General features: G+C 59.9%; 21 protein-coding genes. 2 read left to right on the top strand and 19 right to left on the bottom strand.

The window, feature by feature from the left end; translation table 11 throughout:
* Window position 1 precedes the first annotated feature (1 nt).
* From BM116_RS00655 to BM116_RS00645, 3 genes are all read right to left on the bottom strand, one after another.
* Complete coding sequence (locus tag BM116_RS00655; protein ID WP_083724593.1) at window positions 2–1,426, bottom strand: hypothetical protein; 1,425 nt, start codon at window positions 1,424–1,426, stop codon at window positions 2–4.
* A 105-nt stretch (window positions 1,427–1,531) separates the two neighbouring features.
* On the bottom strand, window positions 1,532–2,458 hold the full coding sequence (locus tag BM116_RS00650; protein ID WP_083724595.1) for a BRO-N domain-containing protein: 927 nt from the start codon (window positions 2,456–2,458) through the stop codon (window positions 1,532–1,534).
* A gap of 72 nt (window positions 2,459–2,530) precedes the next feature.
* On the bottom strand, window positions 2,531–2,671 hold the full coding sequence (locus BM116_RS00645; RefSeq protein WP_083724597.1) for an Arc family DNA-binding protein: 141 nt from the start codon (window positions 2,669–2,671) through the stop codon (window positions 2,531–2,533).
* Window positions 2,672–2,740: 69 nt separating this feature from the next.
* On the opposite strand from BM116_RS00645, the gene BM116_RS00640 reads away from it, so the two are divergent.
* The gene (locus BM116_RS00640) at window positions 2,741–3,118 is read left to right on the top strand and encodes an Arc family DNA-binding protein (RefSeq protein ID WP_083724599.1); all 378 of its coding nucleotides are present in this window, start codon (window positions 2,741–2,743) and stop codon (window positions 3,116–3,118) included.
* A gap of 24 nt (window positions 3,119–3,142) precedes the next feature.
* Window positions 3,143–3,493: a hypothetical protein gene (locus BM116_RS00635; protein WP_083724601.1), complete on the top strand. Its 351-nt coding sequence runs from the start codon at window positions 3,143–3,145 to the stop codon at window positions 3,491–3,493.
* Between the two features lie 5 nt (window positions 3,494–3,498).
* Here the strand turns inward: BM116_RS00635 and BM116_RS00630 are convergent, their stop codons facing one another.
* The 16 genes from BM116_RS00630 to BM116_RS00550 all read right to left on the bottom strand — a co-directional run bounded on the left by BM116_RS00630 (window position 3,499) and on the right by BM116_RS00550 (window position 18,742).
* Window positions 3,499–4,443, bottom strand: coding sequence for a hypothetical protein (locus BM116_RS00630; protein WP_083724603.1), 945 nt, complete (start codon window positions 4,441–4,443; stop codon window positions 3,499–3,501).
* Window positions 4,444–4,509: 66 nt separating this feature from the next.
* Window positions 4,510–5,217 carry a hypothetical protein gene (locus BM116_RS00625; protein ID WP_083724605.1) on the bottom strand — a complete coding sequence of 236 codons (708 nt, stop codon included), beginning with the start codon at window positions 5,215–5,217 and terminating at the stop codon, window positions 4,510–4,512.
* On the bottom strand, window positions 5,214–5,999 hold the full coding sequence (locus BM116_RS00620; RefSeq protein WP_083724607.1) for a hypothetical protein: 786 nt from the start codon (window positions 5,997–5,999) through the stop codon (window positions 5,214–5,216). The genes BM116_RS00625 and BM116_RS00620 overlap by 4 nt, the downstream gene beginning before the upstream one ends.
* Window positions 5,987–7,861, bottom strand: coding sequence for a hypothetical protein (locus tag BM116_RS00615; RefSeq protein ID WP_139222347.1), 1,875 nt, complete (start codon window positions 7,859–7,861; stop codon window positions 5,987–5,989). The genes BM116_RS00620 and BM116_RS00615 overlap by 13 nt, the downstream gene beginning before the upstream one ends.
* Window positions 7,858–9,732 (bottom strand): hypothetical protein, encoded by a 1,875-nt coding sequence (locus BM116_RS00605; protein WP_083728396.1) that lies wholly within the window; start codon window positions 9,730–9,732, stop codon window positions 7,858–7,860. Before BM116_RS00605 ends, BM116_RS00615 begins: the two co-directional genes overlap by 4 nt.
* 167 nt (window positions 9,733–9,899) lie before the next feature.
* The gene (locus BM116_RS00600; RefSeq protein ID WP_139057005.1) at window positions 9,900–10,352 is read right to left on the bottom strand and encodes a hypothetical protein; all 453 of its coding nucleotides are present in this window, start codon (window positions 10,350–10,352) and stop codon (window positions 9,900–9,902) included.
* Window positions 10,345–10,737 carry a phage tail fiber protein gene (locus tag BM116_RS00595; RefSeq protein WP_083728394.1) on the bottom strand — a complete coding sequence of 131 codons (393 nt, stop codon included), beginning with the start codon at window positions 10,735–10,737 and terminating at the stop codon, window positions 10,345–10,347. Before BM116_RS00595 ends, BM116_RS00600 begins: the two co-directional genes overlap by 8 nt.
* 10 nt (window positions 10,738–10,747) lie before the next feature.
* A complete protein-coding gene (locus tag BM116_RS00590; RefSeq protein ID WP_083728393.1) occupies window positions 10,748–11,260 on the bottom strand; it encodes a hypothetical protein in 513 nt (170 codons plus the stop codon).
* The gene (locus BM116_RS00585) at window positions 11,257–12,426 is read right to left on the bottom strand and encodes a hypothetical protein (protein WP_083728392.1); all 1,170 of its coding nucleotides are present in this window, start codon (window positions 12,424–12,426) and stop codon (window positions 11,257–11,259) included. The genes BM116_RS00590 and BM116_RS00585 overlap by 4 nt, the downstream gene beginning before the upstream one ends.
* A gap of 3 nt (window positions 12,427–12,429) precedes the next feature.
* Entirely contained in the window at window positions 12,430–13,068 is a 639-nt protein-coding gene (locus BM116_RS00580; protein ID WP_083728391.1) for a phage adaptor protein, read from the bottom strand.
* Window positions 13,068–13,496 (bottom strand): hypothetical protein, encoded by a 429-nt coding sequence (locus BM116_RS00575; RefSeq protein ID WP_083728390.1) that lies wholly within the window; start codon window positions 13,494–13,496, stop codon window positions 13,068–13,070. Before BM116_RS00575 ends, BM116_RS00580 begins: the two co-directional genes overlap by 1 nt.
* Before the next feature lie 59 nt (window positions 13,497–13,555).
* The gene (locus BM116_RS00570) at window positions 13,556–13,951 is read right to left on the bottom strand and encodes a hypothetical protein (protein WP_083728389.1); all 396 of its coding nucleotides are present in this window, start codon (window positions 13,949–13,951) and stop codon (window positions 13,556–13,558) included.
* A 26-nt stretch (window positions 13,952–13,977) separates the two neighbouring features.
* Window positions 13,978–15,084, bottom strand: a complete 1,107-nt coding sequence (locus tag BM116_RS00565; protein WP_083728388.1) for a N4-gp56 family major capsid protein — start codon at window positions 15,082–15,084, stop codon at window positions 13,978–13,980.
* Between the two features lie 237 nt (window positions 15,085–15,321).
* Complete coding sequence (locus BM116_RS00560; RefSeq protein WP_083728387.1) at window positions 15,322–16,389, bottom strand: hypothetical protein; 1,068 nt, start codon at window positions 16,387–16,389, stop codon at window positions 15,322–15,324.
* A 23-nt stretch (window positions 16,390–16,412) separates the two neighbouring features.
* Window positions 16,413–16,592 (bottom strand): hypothetical protein, encoded by a 180-nt coding sequence (locus tag BM116_RS00555; protein WP_083728386.1) that lies wholly within the window; start codon window positions 16,590–16,592, stop codon window positions 16,413–16,415.
* Entirely contained in the window at window positions 16,589–18,742 is a 2,154-nt protein-coding gene (locus tag BM116_RS00550; protein WP_235846660.1) for a portal protein, read from the bottom strand. Before BM116_RS00550 ends, BM116_RS00555 begins: the two co-directional genes overlap by 4 nt.

Below are 18,742 nucleotides of genomic sequence, written 5' to 3'. Positions count from 1 at the left end.
GCTACTGATCTACTCCAATCCCACGCCCAGCAAGCATTTCAATAACTTGCTCTGTGGTCAGATTGCGCGCGTTCGCGGTCTTGATTACATCGCTCATAGGGACTGACGTTCTTGGCAATGTTGCAGGCTGTGCCAGAGTCTGCCCCGTGAGAACATCCAACGCAGAGCGCCCCAAGATCGGCTTGTTGGTCTCGTCATAGCCCATAACCACATCCTGCGGCACATACCGGTCCTTCGCCGAAACAGTAAGAGACCCCATCGTCCGCTCGATCTGAGCCCGGCGCTCAGGTGACAGGCTCGGATCAGCGAGAATGCTGCTCAGATCATCCAGTCGTGTCGCCGCCCGGTTGTTTCGCTCATTATCGATACGCGCTTGTGCGCTCTGTTCCAGCTGGCCCTGCAGTTGCGCAATACGCTGGTTGCCACCTGCAAGACGATCAAGGCGTGCGTTCTCTCGGCCAGCTCTCGCGTCAGCTCGCTCCTGGTTGGCTCGATCGTTCACCAATCGGTCCAGCGGGTTGCGGGTTGCAGCTCGCTCGCGACTGCTGTCACCGACTACCGTGAGGTAATTCGGGTTCGAGCGCTCACGCCGGGTTTGCTGCATGATCTCCGTAGCCAGCAGATTGCGATCCATCGCTTCGCGGCCGCCGGAGACAACGGACAGGCCACCGATCCCGTCACCCAGCCCGCCTACGCGACCTGGCTGCGCGCCGGCCAATGCCTCGGGTCTATCAGTAAACTCTGCAACGCCTTGAGCATTGCGCCGGCCCGCCACGCCATTACCAACTGATGCCCAGCTACCGGCCGGTGGCTCGGTAAGCGATACAGCAGCGCTCTGCTCCTGGGCTGCCGGTGCAGTCGATGCCGGAGCACTGGCGCTCCCGCCCTGCCCTGATGCCGACGGCGTGGCAGGCTTGGGAATAGAGGCCAGCGCACTGGTGGCACGCGACACCGCTCGATCAGCAACGCCGCGGGCAAACTCTTGGCCCTGCATCGGCACGCTGGCAGCCCGCTCAGCACGGCGCTGCGCCTTCTGCTCCGCCCGCTGACGCTCACCTGCCCCATAGTCCGGCAGGTTGCTATCGATGGTGATAGGCGTCTCGCCCGAGGCGATGCCCCCCACTGTGCGAGGCACAACGGTTGCAGCGCTGAGCAGCGTACTGGCAGCGCCTTTGTAGAGGTCGGCGGCAGCACCAGCAGCATTGCTCAAAGCCTGGCGGTTGCGTTGCACGTTCTGTTGGTAGCCTGCGAGCGGGTCGGGCTTGGCCGACGGCATCTGCGCAAGCGGGTTAGAGGCTGCGCGGGACGGCGTAGGGTTACGCGCAATCCCGGCAGGGAGTGTTGAGGTGTCATCCAGGCGCAGCGGTACACCGGTCGCGCGCCGCTTGGTTTGTTCCATGTTACCGATGTCGGTCAGGCCAACCATGAGCTGTCTCCAGAGAGGGTTTAGCTCGACCCTATGTGACTGGAATCTGGGCGCAAGAAACAAGAAACCCCGCACGGGGCGGGGCTTGGGGCTCACTGTAGCTGATCAGGCCGGCAACGGGTTTCGGTTCACCACGTAATTCTGCGGCTCCTCAATGGTGCTGCCGAGGTTGTGTACCAATCCCCGAAACGCCTCGAACTTGTTCCGGTACGTTCGAAATTCCCACCAGGCTGCCTCTACTGCGTAGCCATTGCGGCTCAGCTCAGACAGGATCATCTCGCAGAACGACGTGCGAGGGCTGCTCAAGTCCTCCAGGGTAACACTCAACGTCTCGTGATTTGCGTTAAAAGGCGTAAGCATTCCCGGTCGGCGGCAGGTAAGTACTTCCAGCGGGAAGTGGATATTCAGCGGCGGCTTCGGTGCTGCTGGTTTTTCCTTGCCAAGCCATTCACCCTCAATTGCGTAGGCGGCAATAAAGTTGCGCGCCCCATCCATCTGGTCAGACGGAATATCCTGCGCCGACACCACACTGAACGCCTTGTGCACCTGAGACCACACATGCTGCTTAGCCCGCTTGCGTGCCGGTGCCGGCAGATGGCGAACCTTGCCATCCAGAACAGCGGCCAAGCAATGAAATCCATCAGTGCCAATGGTCTGGCCGATCAAGGTACACATGGTGTTGCGGTGATCCTCGTAGCGTCCATGCTTGCGGATGGCTGGCAACACTTCTGCAGTCACCCACTTTTTGAACCGCTTGGCTTCGGCCTTGCGGCTGCGAAGGATTGCCGAGTAAAGGCCCGACTCATTGATGACAGTCATTTCCTGAGCGCCAGAGGGGGTACTCACAATCTGAGTACCCTTCTCATCGTCGTCCAAGTTGCGATTCATGTTGAACGCGTCGCGGTACTGCAGCGCGGACGAAACATCGGAAGCCACAAACCAAGGTTGATCGTCGATCAACAGGGTGCGCACCTCGCGCGCCTCAAACTTGAAGGGGATGACATTAGATACCGCTGTGCTATTCTTGCCCATGACGTTTTGATCCTTTGTAGTTTCGACGTTATCCAAAGCCCCTGGCGCTGCAACGCTGGGGGCTTTTTCTTTTCAGGCTGCCCGCTGCTTTACTGTATTAAGCAGCTCGACAAGCTGGGCATTCATTGAGCGATTCTGCTGTTTGGCTTGCTCTTTTAGCCAGTCCATCAGGTCGGTCGGGATTCGCACCTGGGTGCGGGTCACTTGCTTCACTTTGCGCCCTCCTTTTTAGTGACACGCAGTCACTATACGAACGGAATTATTTAGTGTCAACCTAGTGACATGAAAGAAGACCTATACCGCTCACAGTTCCGCTTTCCCTACAGCTTGTACGAGAAGCTAAAGGAGGCTGCTGAACAAAACCGTCGCTCTGTTAATGCAGAGCTTACCGCCCGACTTGAGCAGAGCTTCTCTGCCAGATCGCTTGATGAGGTTGAAACAGAGAGCGTCGTCCGCCTCCAGCAGGAGCTGACCAGGCTGCATATCAAGTCGGTCGGCTTATCGGCAGAAATGATCAAGCTTCGCCGTGAGGCAGAAGCGGACCCGGCCAAGGCTGACGAGCTCCAGGCCATTGCCATCGAGAAGGCCAGAGAAATCGGCGAAACCGAATACGAAAAACAGAAGATTGCCAGCGCCCTGTCAAACATGGGGTATAGCTGACACTAGGGCTCAAAAGGCAGGTTCATGGACGAGTTAACAGCTATCAACGGCAAACGGCCCCCAAGCTGGGACGAGATGGAGCAACACATCCAGGCCATAAAGAGCGGCCTTGAGCAATGGGAGCAGAGCTGCGCAATGCAACTGCCGAGCGAGCAGGACAAGCGCGAGTTTTTGGTCACTATCAGTATGCTCTATGAGCGCATTACGTCGCTGCAGAACTCTTACTACGACCTGATTGACGATGTGCTGAGGGGGCATGATATGCGTAAGTCGCGTCCCGACGCATTCCCCCTCGACCCTGCTTACGACAAAGCCATCCAGATCATGAAGTCTCTACCTGACGTCAAAAAGAAGTGGCTCAGACATAAAAAATAACGACATCAAGACACCGGCCCGCTGTAAAGCTCCGCCTGCAGCGAGCTCTGGGCGTTAGCGGCAGCGCTGGATGCTTCGGCAAATGCTGATGCGGCCTGCGCCAGGGCTCGGTTCTGGTTCGCCCGCACTTCGCCCTCCTGCAGTCTATTCTTGCTGGCGGCCACCTGCGCATCCGCCTTACCAGTGGCAGCTTTCAGGCGCAGTTCTTCAAAACCCAGCTCTACGTTGTAATAACTGGATAGCGCCGACGTGAGCGCGGAATAGGCCTGCGCCTTCGCCCTGGCAATGTCGGTGTTCTGCTTGAGCACGTCAGACCACTGGTTGTAGAAGTTGGCCAGCGTCTGCAACATGCTGGTTCTCAGCTGGCCTGCCAGCTGCGCAGCAAACTTCGCCAGCTCGACCTTGATTTCAGCGTCGCGGATCATCTGCGTTCGGTTCACCTCTGCGATGGCGTCGCTTGCCCGGATGTCGGCATTGTTCATCGCGGCAATGGCTGCCCCAGGCGGAGCATTAAAGCCGCGCAACGAATAGCCTGCCCGGATCTGGGCTTTCTCGCTGTCAGCTGCCCGATAGGCACGGTCCCGCGCCGCATGAATCACGCCCTCATGCACGTCGTTTGGCAGCCCGAAAGGCTCTGAGCCAGACAATATCCCATCCACCCATGCATCGGGCTGGCTGACAACAGCGCTTTGAAGGTTCGGAAAGAACTTGGCCAGCCACTTGTCTGTTTCAGCATCGAGAAACGCCCGCGCCGCGCCGCTGGCATCCGTTGCGAGCAGATCGCCAATTGACGGCGGCGGCTGAATATTCGGCTTGGTCGGCGAGTAGCTGAAATCAATCCTAGTCGACCCCGGCGAATAGCTACCAATGCGGTTTGCCAGCGACTGCGCACGACCAAGAGCATCCCCAGCAAACTCCTGTAGGAAGGACTGGCTCGATTCAATTCCCATAGAAACCTCCTGCAACCGTTACACGCAGTTCAGCTTGATGTGCCGCATCCGCGCATTGATAAAACATCACTCCCATATCACCAGCGACAGGGGAATATCAGCCCCGATAGGCGGCAGAGAGGCATCTTGGCTTTCCCCAACAAACAGGTATGCCAGTGAACCAGGCGCGACCTCCTGAATGCCGTAAAAGGTCATAGGCATCAACGTGTCATCGAGCAGAAGCAGCCCTCCGGAGTAGGTCAGCTGTTCTTCTGTGTCACTGGGCGCCAACAGGGCCAACTCAACGAATACGGAGCCCTCACTGGAGTATGCCGACAGCCCCAATACATCCAGTCCAGCCAGTGTTGGCGGAGTGAGCGTGCCAATCTCGCCACCCATCCCCATTGCCGGGCTAATGTAGGCCGGCGTTCCGCCGCCAGCATCGCCAGCATTCAGCACAGAGAGCATCCCTTCCGGCACATCAAGCTCCAGTTCAATCACTGCTGACTCAATGACTTCGCGGGCGCGTTGCAGGCCGGTCCAGAACCTTACTTCAGGGAGAGGCGGCGCCCAATAGTGTGCCTCCCAGGGCGATTCGCCAACATCGCCGACGGGAGACGGATGCCCAAGCACCTCTTCGCCACCCTCCCGATCCGGCGGTGCGACCACAGTGACACCCTCAACAATTTCGGCCGAGGCAGCAAATGAGGATTCTTGCCAGTAGCTGGCGTACTCGCCGGCATACCCAGTAAAGGTCTGATAGACGACGCCGTTCTTAACGAAAATAAGGCTCATACAGCAATCCACACATAGGCAGTTGTCAGCATAATGCTGGACTGCGGATAGGCCAGGGCGAACTCGGCGCCGCTATGCCCAGCGTTGTACTCCGATCCACCAGTCGGCTCGTACTGATACAGCTCCTGCCTTATGGTTATTTCATCGCCTGGCGAGAACGGGTCGCTTATCACAACTGCGTTCGCCACCTCGGTGTTGAGCACGCTGAACGACACCGCGTACTTCCCAGCATGCTCGCCCTCAATGAAGATGCCAACGCTTTCGATCGCCAGCTTGTCGGTGGCATAAGCCTCGCTCCAGGTTGTCACCCCCTTGGGGGACGGCAGTGTTGCAAGGTCCATATCCTGCGCGGCCACCAGCTGGTCCTCTGGCGCGTAGCTCAACAGCGTTCTCGCATCAGCAACCAGGGTGAGGCCAGGCGCAGCGCAGTATCGGATATTGCCGTTGGCGAGCGTGGCAACATGCCGGAGCGCCCCGCCATGCGGCGCATAAAACAGCCGGTTCGGGCCTGCCTGATCAATGGCATTGTTCCAAGTCCACATGCCATCAGAGTTTGCGGCCCCACCACCGCCAATGTCTGAGGTGGTGTAATCTATGCCCTCGTCTTCAAAATACAGCGGGTACGACTGAACATCCATATCCGGTAGCCGGTTAAGCACTTCGCCGGTTGTGAAGTCCGCTATCACCCTTTTGATCGGGCTGACCTGCTCACGCCACCCCTGCCATGTTTTTGCCCGCCCCACATAGAGTATTCGAGCGTAGTTTCGGCCTAAGAACGCCACAGCTGACCCTCCTTCGGTACATACAGACCATTGCCGGCATGCGCGCATCCACGGCCTGGGCCCACAGACTCATGCAGGGTTTCCCATGTCCACCCGCTATCAAAGCTGATCACCAGCTTGCCTTTCCCAGGGCGACCGCTTCGGGTGCCTTCGTTGTAACCACCAATCAATATCGCCTTTCCGTTGTCATCACGCTGAATCACACAGATGCGACTCCACATCACAGTGTCGCGCAATGGATTGGTGGGCCTTGACCACATACGGCCTCGCAGCTCGCAAACCCCGGTGTGGACGTTCACAGCCGCAAACTGCCCGGCATGACGCTCTTCTAGGCTCGGCGCAACAGGAAACCCGATCCAGCCCGCGCCAATATGCGCGGCCAGGCCACGCAATATCGGCTCAGCAAATGGCTGATCCTCTAGGTCGGTGCCTTGGTCAAAGTCCGACACGGTTTTCTCAATCGGCAGGCGCCATGCTGGGCGGGCTACGACTGATACGTCGCCGGCTTCTGATACCAGCGCCAGGCGGTTGCCATCCAAGAAGGGGTTGACCATGTACACAATCCCATCAACCTCATCACCCCCGACAAACCAGCACACGCTGCGGCCGGCATCATGCCCCAGCGGCAGCTCAACAATTTCGCCCGCGCGGGTAACCAGCAGTGTGTCGAAGTGCCACTCCTGATCATCAAGGACGGCGTGCGGCACGGTCATAACGCCGCCAAATGACTTGCATGGCCTGTTGAACCCGTTGGGCTGCCAGCGGACGATTACATCTGTATCGTCGAGATAAAAAGGTCTGCGCAATGGGTCGCTTGAGTTGCGCGGGTCGTAGATCAGTGGCGCCCCCAGCACCTCCGCGACATCGCTCCCATCATCGTCAACGAACGAGCGCATACGCATCACGCACAATGAGCGAGCGCCGCCAACGTCATACGGAGTAGATGGCGGCGTGGTCGCCCAGAAGCAGATGTTCCAGGTCAAGCCATCGACCGAACTCACAACATCGCCTTCAGCCCATGGCGCCGCGATCCCCTGCCCGACCGTATCACCCGGCATAGTGAAAAATGAGATGCCGTCGTAGGCTGGATCAGACCGGTCTATAGCTGAGGCAATGCGCAGGCCAGAAGGCAGGTGGCTCTGGAGCCATTCGCTGTCGATCTCCAAGCCTGGCCGTCCTGCAGTGTTGGCGGCGACGTTCGGCAACGCCTCCACATCCATCTCGTTCAGCGCCTGTGCATGCTGCAGATCGCAAACATCGAATGTGTAGACGGCCACCTTATCCACGTCTTCGGTTGTGAATGGGTAAAGGCTAGAAGTGTTCTGATCGGTAAAGGTCGGGCGATAGCCGGTTCGACCGAAAACGGCCAACGAGCCGTGCATTGTCATGCCGTGGTCGTCGTACTGATATGCTCCATAGCCCACGGACGACAACGCGACACCGCCGACCTTGGCGCGACGCAACGCCCGAAGCTCTGACGCCTCAGACTCCAAGGGTGGCGCGCCGGCAGATACCCAATGAAGTCGGTCCCGAGCTACTGCAACAAAGACACCTTGCAGCCCATGGCGGGGGTCACCCGCTTGCGGCTTGGACTGGTAGCCAAAAAAAGATCCCTCGTATCCATAGAACTCCTGCGCGCCTCTATCGCCAGCAACTGCATTGGGGCCGAATACGAACAAGCGCCCAATAGGGTCAATCACCGTCGCTTTGCGGTTCCCACCCACTCGACGCCCTTCCACAATATAGCCATCCAGTATTTCACGGCGCACGCCCACATTCAGCTGGATAGACAGAGCTAATGCCTTGGCTCGTCTCAGGAACCGCGCACCGCCGATTGAGTCACTTAGCAGCGGGCATCTCATCTTCCCGACCTCAAGCGGCGCTGGCTCACACCTATTTCAATCTCAACATTGTCCAGATCCGCATAGGCAGCATCGACCAGTTCCAGGCGCAACCGCCAGTGCCGGGCCGTTACGCCTTTGGCCGTGCGCGCGCGCCGCTCAACGCCATCGCCAACGGCCTTGTAGATAGCTTCCTTGCCGTCGTCGCCGGTCACTCGCAGATACACCTCGCCATCGGTGGCAATGCCTGCGTAAACACTGCTGATGCGCTTGCTGCGCGCCGTGCCAAAGTCCGAAGCACCAAAGTCGATCATCGCGTTGATGGTCTGGCCGTCGTCGCCCTCGGCACCCAGGCGATAAAGGCCCGCATCGGTAATGGCATAGGTTTCGCCTCCCATGCGGGCGAACTGCTTGAAGCCGAAGTTGCGGTATTCACTCAGGGCGCCTGTGACCGCGTTCACCGCGTACTGAAGCGCCTCGCGCCGGGCGTCTGCTGCACTACCGCTTATGCGCAGGCGCTCTTCGATAGCCATTTGCACGATGTACGACAGCGGCACATCGGCGTGAACGCCAACAAACTCCTCAATCTCAAAGTTGACGACAAGGAACACGTCAACGAACTCACCCACCTGCAACGACTCAGCCACGACAAAGAGCGCGCCGCCCTGCAGGATGATCTGGTCGTGAGCAACTACTACTCGCCCCGCGTCCATCATCCACGACGGCATGTATTGCCACCAGTTAGTGCCCTGGTAGCTGGTTGCAGCAGGCGCTACCCCGCCCATAACGAAGCGTTCCGAGCCTTTGCCTGCGCATCCAGCTGACCCGGCGCCCTGCATGCGGCGCAGCACCTTCAAGCGACCAACGCCGCTGCCGGCGGGGAATGCACCGAACCCTTGGGTGGGCAGCGCCTCTTCCCGATTAAGGCGCCCAAGCCCCCGCGCTGGCGGCAGCTCCCCGCGGCCAAACATCGGTTTAGCGGTAGCAGTCACGCCCATCATGCCCATACCGCCAGCGCCCAGGGCGCCATATCCGTAGGCATTGACGCCATTGGAGACGAGTCCGTCCCCGTCGACGTAAACAAAGCCTGTCAACTCAGCTGTCGCGTTAAAGATAGAGGTCGCGCCCACGGCATAGACCGCATGCGCGGATGCCTCTGACTTCACCTGCAAAGAACAGATGCCGCCTGTCAGCGTCAGGCCGTCCAGCTGAACCAGGGCCAGAGACTCAAGCGCCACCTCTGCCACGCCGCCTGCATCCTCGGCAAAAGCAGTCACAACGGATAGTGCAGCGGTGCCGCCTGTTTCGTGATACGCCCCGATAATAGGATCGTCCACAAAGTCGGCCACTGAGTAGAGGGTCACATCACCGTAGACCTTGCCTGCCGCGCGCACCGGGGAGTCATAAATGACAGCATCGTCAACAATCATCCGCACGCCGTCTTCGCGGCGGACCAGGCGAACAACAGCGCCCACTGGCTGCTCGGCAGCAACATCACGACCATACTCCACCGGAGTAATGCCCGACGGCCTGGCGACCAGTGCATGCGAGGCGTGGCCATAGCTATGGTCAAAGGCGCCATCTGACAGCCCGACAGACACGCCGTAAGAGGTCAGGTGCAGGCTCACCTGAAAGTAGCTGCCGACAGGAACCTGCTTTACACTCCGCGCGCCACCGTTCCACCCGTTATTTTCATGAATATCAATCCGGCCAGGGGTGCCGGGGATAGCCGCTCTCGCCGGGTAACAGACTTCAACCTCTTGGTAGGTCGGTATGCGGCTGGACGGCCTGGACATATCAACCATCCACCCGATCAGCTGCTGTACCGGCTGCCCGTCCTGGTCATAGCGAGTCTCGTAAACAGGCGTCACATTCCCGCCGCCAAAGTCCATATTGACGTCAGTACCTATCGCGGACACGAAAAACGGGCCACCACCCGACCTTCTTATATAGCCGGATAGCAGCAGTGTCATCTCGCAGAACGCTGGCCTCGCCGGAATGGCCGACACCGCCGGCACATAAGTGAGAACCGGCTGCTTTTGCAGTCGGTTAGCCATCCTCAGACGTACTCGATCAGGGCAATGGCGAAATACTCAAGAACGCGGGTCTCGCCCAGCTCAATGAGGGTCGTGCTGACGACAATATCCGCATCAGGCCCGCCGACCGTGGCTTGAACCCGCACCGACTCAGTTCCGGCTGAGCCAGTGTCGCCTGGCTTTTCGAGACGCATGAAAGCCATAGTCCCACCAGCGATAGCATCACCAGTCCAAATCTCGCTGAGCGACTTCTTTAGGGTCGCGCCTTCCGCGCTGGACTCAAAGGTCAGGTTGCCGCCTACGCTTGTCTTCAGCTCCAGCAGCAATGTGTTGCCAGACAACGCCGAATCAGAGGACGCCGGCACAGGCCCCGAGTAGAACCGAGCAACACACCCATCCAGAATGCTCTTGAGTGAACCGCTTACGGCCTGTTGCCGGCGCAGCTCGGTCGAAAATTTAAAAGCCATATCAAACACCTCGCACTTTGATCATCCCGGCAGGCATGGAAATGATGCCCCCTTCGACGACCGGGATCGGTACCGGCAACGCAGCAATGGCCAGGCACTCACCAGATGCACCGTCGCGAATCGTGTAATGGGTGGCGGTGTAGTCCGCGGCTGCAGAAGCCGCAGGGAACACCACGTCTGCGGCGCTCGCACCCTCCCAGTAAGCCCCCTGATCAGACGCAGCGAAGGTAACGGCCTGCCGCGCATAGTTGCCGTCCACAACCTCGTTGGCATCACCGGTGCCCGGGTTACCGGCGTGCAGCGCGATCACCCAACTGTTTGGGCGCGTGGCAACGGCGTCGCCGGTGTAGAAGTGTTTGATGTACTGCTCGCTGCCGTGCTTACTGGCTGCCATGTCAGGGCCCTCAGATCGAATCGACGGGAATGTAGGTCAGCGACGCGGCCGCCTCGGACGTTTGGCCAGCCTCCACCGATTTGGGTGAGGCAAAGCGCACACACGACAGGATTCGGCCGCTGCCGCTGCCCTTGGTGCTCTCCGAGACGAGAAACGCGCCCAGGATCGTGGCGTTCTGCTGGAAGGTGAACTGCGCCTTGTTGCCATCGTTGTGGTAGGCATCCGCGCCGTTGAAGGTGCGCGTCCATACAGGGCGTGTTGCTTGGGTGTAGCCGGCGAACTCACCCATATTGATCGGGATGTCAGTCGCCTTGGTCGAGTTGGTCGGCGAGTAGTTACCGGTGAACAGGCCGATGTAGAAGCTGCTGATCGGGGACATATCGCCAAACGGCGCCTGCAGCAGAAACGCCAGGCCTTCAGCCGGGATCAGATTGTGCTTCTGCTCGCGCTCAATGGGCTGGCCAGTAGTGTCAAGGATGCTGAAGTCCCAGACGAAGCCGTTGATGCCTACGCCTGCTTTCATTGGATAACCTCCAGGTCGATATGGTCAGCCGAGCGCAGGCCAGAGCCGCTGACCCCGCCTTGCATGGTGGTGACAACCATCTGGTTGCCGTTGTGCTCCAGCAGCCCAGCGGCGCCCCGTGGCGCGGTCAGGGGTGCATAGCTTTGTCGGTTGGGTAGCTCAACGCTTCCATCAGCACGGCCAATCACTTGGCCGTAGCGGCTGAACCAAGCCACAGCGCCGTCAGGTAACGTCAGCTCGGTACCGCCGATGCCTCCGAACTCCAGCACCGTGCGGCTGGTCATGTCGGGTCCGCCCAGCCCGGTGATGAAATAGGTCTTGTCCGCGCACACGAATACGCCACCCTCAACGCTGGCAATCAGGCTGATCGGTGCGGGGAATGGGATGTAGTCCGACTCGGGGTTGTGCAGATGCGGCCACATAGGGTGCGTGTGGTACAGAAACTTGCCCTGGGCGCCGACGATCAGCGCCTGATGGCTGATCAGGTGCTCGCAGAACGGCAGGCTGTAAAGCCCAGCCGTCTCAAGCCGCGCAGAATCATCGAGGATGCGGGGCGGGATTTTGTTGGTGCCATAGGCAATGCCTTGGTGATACAGCGTCAGGCCGTTGGGCGTGCTGCAGTACAGCCGGCAGTCGCGCGCATCGTCCACGTTGACCCGGATGGCCTCGCCCTCACCCACGCTGATAATCGCCGGCTGGCAGCCAGATTCAACGCCAGCCTCCACCGCGGTCACCGCCACCTTGTAGATGCCAGGGCGCATACTCCCCGCCTCCACACCTACGTCGAACGCCGGCGCAGGCACTGCCCAAGAGCGCCGGCTTTCGCCGATGCGCACGCTATCGGCCACGGTGTTCAGAAACAGCTCACCCGCATGCCAGACCGCAGCCACAGGGCCATCAGCAACGGCACCCAGCAGGGTCTCACCAACCGGCGTGACCTTGATCAGCTGGTCAGCAACAATCAGTGCCAGGGCATCACCGCCCATCTCAAACACCGCGCGCGTATCGGCCTCTTCGCGCACCGGCTCAAAGCCAGCCCGCAACTCAGCCTTGCCGCCAGCCGTAAAGTCGACATTGATCGCCTCAACAACGGCGCCTTCCGGCAGCCGCTCGGCCTTGGCAATGTTGTTGCTCCCGGTGAATTGGTTCTTGTTGATGATATCCATGCGTCACCAGCTCGATTTGATAAGACCAGCACCCGGTGCAGCGCGCGCGGTCTCAAGGTGCTCTTGGCACTCGCGCTCGAACTCAGCCAAGTAGTTGTCAGCCTTGGCGGGATCGAACAGCTCAGCATCGTGGACTCGGTAAGCGCGATGCTTCATGTACAGCAGCAGCGTTTCACGGGCGTGCGGTGGCACATCCGTGAGGCGCGATTCCAGCGTCAGCAAGCGAACAGGCCTGCGGATGACTTCTAGTTGCAGCACACAGTCGGTAGCCGCCGGCGGATACAGGCGCAGGTCGTGGCTATCAACCACCAAGAGCCGTGTCATGCCGGAAGTTGGCAAACAGGAGCGCGGGGTGCGCCCAGGGGGCTCAACTGCTAGATCGCGCTTGTTCGGCGGCGGAAAGGACGCTGAGACGATGTCGATGATGCTTGGGTGCCGAGGCACGCTGGTGTCCCCGGCTTTCAGCTCGGCACAGGTAAAGGGGCTGGTGCTGTCATAGACGCTGCGCGTTATCTCGCAGTAGCGGTCAACAGCCTGCCTGGCCCAGCGGACCAGCTGCGGATCACTCCAGAACGCATTGGGACCTGCCGCGTCCTTCTCGTCGTCCCGGAATGCTTCGACCAGCTCCTGTACGGTTTCCATCAGGCTTCTTCCGGGCCGTCGTCGTTTTCCAGCTCGTTAACGAACTCACCCCAAGCCTTGTTGAACTGGGTAGTGGTGACGTTGAAACCGACGATTTCGGACAGGACCTCAACCTTTGGGCGGTCATCACCCTGCAGCTGCTCCTTGTCGTCCTTCTCAACCACGGTGCGGATTGCGTCGACGATAAGAGACTGCTTGGTCGTCTTCTTCCCTTGGTCGGAAGTCTTATTCTCGTCGATACCCACGATGCCGCAGCCCAGCGCGACCGCTTCACGGCGGAAGCGATCAGGAATGCAGGTGCCACGCTCACCATCGACCGGCGAGACGGCGTGGACTCGGCAGGCGTGGCCGCTGGTCAGTGCAATATGGGTGCCCTCTGCCTCGTCTCCACGAGCAGGCAAAAAGCGCGGTGCGTTGGTGTTACTCATGATGAATGCCCCTGTGTTGGGAAAAGGAAGGGACCAGCACCAGCCGGCCCCCTACCAGATCAGCCCTGCGTCCACTCGGACTTGTTGGCCTCGATGTACTCGATCACCAACAGCAGTTCGCCTTCCGTGGCGGCTGCGCCGGTACTCGCGTAGGTGACGATTACATCGCCCTTCTCGGGCATGACGTAACCAGTCGGCACCAGAGGCTTACTGCCCGCGGCACTGACATCCAACGGGGTGCCGCTGTAGCGGTCGTCGTCGTCAGCATCGCCAACCTTCAGCGTGGCGGTCGTCTCAGCATCGAACGCGGTGGTCACCAAGGCGCTACCACCAACGACGATGGCGCCGGCCGGCAGCTCAATAGCTGCTTGCACGGCACCGTCGCTGAAAGCAGACAGCGCAATAGCGATGTGGGCCATGGCCAGACCCTGGCGGTTGTAGTTCTTCTGGATCATGTTGGTATCTCCTGTGGTACCCGGCTCTAGAAGCCCAGGTAGTGGTCGATAGCCAGCACGCCGAAGTCCTCAACCGAACGATCATAGATGCTGTAAAACTTGGGCTTGAGGAAGCCCAGCATCTTGTCGATCGAGATACCCGGTTTGCTGTCGTAGTCGAATTTTTTCTCGACCCACTCGGGCGTGCCCAGGTCAGCCATGCCCAGCGCCTGCGCGCCACACAGCAGAGTGCGGGTGCCATTAACGTCGCCAGCAGCGCCCCACTTCTCGCCATCAGCAGCGCCAGCAGTGTTGAACACCAGGCGGTGCTCGTGAATGACAGCGCCGTCGATGGTGACGGTACCGCCGGTGAACCACGGGCTTTTTGCGCCATCCTTCTGTGCCAGAGCTACGACTGCACGCTGGTAGTCGGGGTCTTTCTTCAGCTGAGCCAAAGTCCCCGGCTGCAGCAGGATGACGTAGTACTCTTTGCCGCCCGCCATCAGCGGCTTGATGTAGTGGGTCTTCGCGTAAGCGACGATGTCCACGATCATCTTGTAGTTGGCCACGAAGGCCACAGTGATCGCAGTGGTGTCACCAGGGATCAGAGAGGAGCCGTTCCACGAACGATGACGCTTGGACGAGGGGGCAGACACGTCGGCGGCAAAAGACAAGTTCGGGAACGGCGAACCGGTACGGGGGCGGCCATCGTTGTGATAAGCGTAGGACACACCCGACAGAGTAAGCATCGCCAGCTGGTCACAGCGATTGCTGAGCCAGTAGGACAGACGGCTTTTGGCCATTTCGCGGAAGCTGATAACAGTCTTCTGCTCGGCCATCTTGCCCTTGGATTTAACCTGGTGGCTGATCAGGTCGATGTTGATGACCTGCGCATAGGACATCATCTCTTCCTCGTTGCCCTCCCGCTGGTCGTCGCCTACGACGCCGTCCTCCACGAGATCAGCAACAAGGTGCATGATGACCTGCTCACCCTTCTCAGTTTTGGTGAGTTCGGTGATGCGCTGGATCATGGCGCCGTCGCCTTTGCCCAGGAATTTCTTGATGAACATCCCGTCGCGGGCGGCTTGCCATACGTCACGCGACCAGACGATCTTCTGCTTCGGCGTCAGCCGTGCAAAGTTGGTAACAGCCATTGCTGTTCTCCTTCGTCAGTTAATTTCGATGCGTGGGATGTGTCGCCACCCGAGCGAATACGGACGTTATTGCGTGTCCGGGACGCTGCAGCTTTACGCCCTGCGCGGCGAGGAACGCTGTGACTCAGCGAGCGAGCACCATGCGGTGCGGTGGTTAAGCAGGTGGCCCGAAGGCCACCCAGGCGCGGCAGCTACGCGCCGCCGACAGGTTGCAGTTGATGTGACTGAAACGCGGTGTCAAGAAACAAAATCGCCTCGCTCCTTGCGCTTGACGGACTCCGGCAGGTTCTCGAACTCTTCTTCGGTCAGGTTCTCCCAATCGATGTCAGAGGCACGCTCACCCAGGCCGCCATCGCGCGGCGGGATCTTCCGGGAGCGCTCGTCATTGCGGCGTAGCTGCTCGGTCGTCGGCTTGGCATCGGGCTTCAGCTTCTTGCCGGCCGGCTTGGCATCGCTATCGCCTGCATCGTCCTTGGAAGCGGTGCCACGACCGGCCACCTTGTCCGCTGCCTTGGTGATCGCCTCGCCGGGGCTCATGCCTTTCTGATGGATGTAGAAGTTGCGCAGTGCGACGACCTCCTCCAGCAGTTCCGGATCATGGCCTTCGACCTCCGGGTTCAGCAGCGGGTATTTGGTCATTGCTGCAGTTGCCGCAGCTTGCACCTCAGTCTGGATGCGCTTCGCTTCATCCGCCGCCTGGCGAGATTCGAACAGCTGCTGAGCCTTCGCCTCTGCGCGGCGCTCAAACTCGGCAGCTTTGGCCGCTTCAATCTCGTCTTCCAACTGCTCGGCCCGCTCTTCGTTGCCCTCGTACAAGGCGTCACGCAGCTCCTTGCGCTTGGCCTTGAAGTCGAACGCCGGCGGCTGTTCCTCGTCCTTGTCCTGTTGGGCGTCAGCATCCTTCGGAACACGGCCCCTGGTGCGAGCCAGCTCTTCCTCAAGCTGCAGGCGCTCTGCCCGCTCCTTCTTCAGCGCTTCGTTGACCTCGTTGAACCGGGCATGCGGGATCATGGACGGCTTCCTGTCACCACCCTCGCCAGCCAGATCGGCCAAGTCGTCAGCGTCGAAGTCATCCGCATCAGCATCAGCGTCGGCGTCACCGTCGGCGTCTTCACCGGGCAGATCGTCATCGTCGTCAGGCAGGTCAGGGTCTACTTCGTCGCCCCGATCTTCGTCCTCTTCCGGGTCGAACTCGTCGTCATCGTCAAGTTCTTCCTCCTCCTCTTCCTCCTCCTCGATGTCTAATGCATCCAGCAGCAGGGTTTCCAGCTCTTCAGCGATCATCTCTTGGGTTTTCTTGCTCATGGGTCTGCCCCCTCGGTTGTGATTTACTGCTTGGTCAAGGCCTGCATGTCGGCCATCTTTTGCTTCGCCAGTGCGCGGACCTTCGCCATACGCTTGGCGTCCTTCTGGATCTTCTTGGCCTCCAGCAACGTGCGCAGATCGTCCTGTGCGCGCCACTCGTCTTCTTCCTTCAGTGCTGCGGCCTTCACCTTGTTTGCGCTCATTGCATGGCTCCGTCTGTTTCAGGTGTGCGGATACCCCGAGTCACGCCGACGGCAGGGTTAGCGGGCGTGAGCGGGTCGGTATTGGTGGGTACTGATCCGGCTGCAGGGGCGAACTCAGCGGTAGCCCCATAGCTATCAACGACTGGTGCGCCGTTCTTGTCCTCGAAGCCAGCAGAGGCAAGCATCTCGTCAGCCAGTGGCGCGACTGCGGGGTTCTGCGCGACTACCCCGGCCGCCTGCATTGCGCTGTATAGCGCCTCGACGGCTTTGTTGACGGCTTCGCTCGCGGTCTTGTCCTTCTTCGAGGCTTCGGTCAGGGTCTGCGCGCGCAGCAGCATTACCTTCGCTTCCAGCAGTGGGTCCGGCTTCTCCTGAGCCTGGCGCTCCATGGCGTCGATCATTTCCTGCTTGTGCGCCAAGTTGGAGTAGCGCAGCACGAACGGCCAGGGGATCGGTGCGCCCTTCTCCATCATCTCCATGACTTGGACAAACTGGCTGTTCTCGAAGGTGATCTGCATCGGCTGCTCGGTGACCACCACGTCGTACTCACCCAGCGTCAGGTTGTTGAATATGCCGCTGCCGTCCTCAAACGGCATGTTGACCGGTAGCGACTGCGTGATGGGTCGGCCACGGTCATCTGTCTCGGTGATACGCAGAATGCGTGGCTCGTCGTAGAACGACTGGATGATTTCCAGCATGCGGCCGGCCAGCAGGTGCCGGGTGCGTGCCAAGTTGTCGAGCGGGACGGACAGCTGCTGCTGCGCTGCAAACTGGCGGGACTGGATGGCAATGCCGGACGTTTCCGGGCCGCGCTGCCCCATCATCGCCTCGTTGATGCCGGTAGCCTGCTCCAGCAGCATTGCGCTGCGATCGACAATGCGGTCGAGCCCCTGCGGGATCTGGTTCGGCTGGATCTTGCGCGGCATCTGCTCTTGCGGCGTCTTGGCCTTCATCTCGATGTGAAGGCCGCTCTCCGCGCCGCGCTCTTCCAGCTCGTCAGGTCGCATGTTGTTGATGGTGCCTGCCCAGGTGATCCACCCGGAGTTGGCCGTAGTGTTGATGGTGTGCAGGTACTGGCTGAGCGACTTGTTCAGCATCTGCTGCGGGCCAACCGCGTTATCCACCAGGCCCCGGGTAAGTCCGCGCCGGAAGAACGGGAAGAACGGCACGATCGTGAAGTGGTTGAAGGGTGACCAGTCGTCATGCAGGATGTGATTCATCGTGGACACAGTCCAGCGCACACGGCGGATGCGGCGCTTGGTACGAAAGCCACCAGCAGCGATGATGTCGGCAATGCGTTGCTCTGGCATGCCCTCGACCGGGCGGATGTCACCAGTGTCAGTGACAATGCACTCTGCCCGCTCCATGCGCCAATACTGACGGTCGACCACGCGAACGCGCTTGCAGCCATCCCCGACGGTCATCTCGCCCAGGCGGTCTACCCCGATATTGGTGCTGTCGCCAAAGCGGTTTCGCTCCTCGTCATCGAAGTCGTCGCCGAAGTCCTCTTCGTCAGGTGCCTCTACTTCCAGCTTGGCGCGGGCTTCCTCGCCATAGTTGGCCTCGATTTCGTCGTAGGTCATCCAGCGCAGGACAACGACATCAGACCAGCTGTCCGGGTCGTAGCTCTTGGCATCTGGGTCCGGGATAACGTCCATCGGGTCCAGCGCTTCAACGCTAATCTCGCCCAGCAATGAGTCTTCGTAATCGACCTTGATTTCAAAGTACCCGCGCTGCTGGATCAGCCCGTCGGCGTAGACCTGCGTTTCCTTCCAGTGCAGATCCACGTTGTCACCCACCTGCATCGCTACCTTCGACAGAGTGCCAGCCACGTCATCAGTGGCCTGGCCGTTGCGCGGCTTGAATGCGATGTCCATGCGATTGGCGATCTGGTAGCCCAGAGCCGCGTTCACCTTCGGCAGAATCTGGTTGAACTCGAAGCACGGCTTGCCCGCTTCGAGAAGTGCCTGGCGGTCTTCTTCGCTCCACTGAAGGCCGCCGCCGAGGTACATACCCTCATTCACTCGGGCAATCTTGCAGAACTCACGGTGCCCCCGCTCTCGGCCGTACTCGTAGCGGTGCCAGTTGCGACGTGCAACCGCTCGCTCGTCCCTCTCCATGCTCTCGGTCTTGTCGGTTTCGTCTGTCAT

This window comes from Halopseudomonas pachastrellae, from assembly GCF_900114765.1.
Classification (GTDB): Bacteria; Pseudomonadota; Gammaproteobacteria; order Pseudomonadales; family Pseudomonadaceae; genus Halopseudomonas; species Halopseudomonas pachastrellae.
The sequence above is the reverse complement of the archived record's forward strand: the minus strand, read 5'-3'. Positions and strand labels throughout refer to the sequence as shown.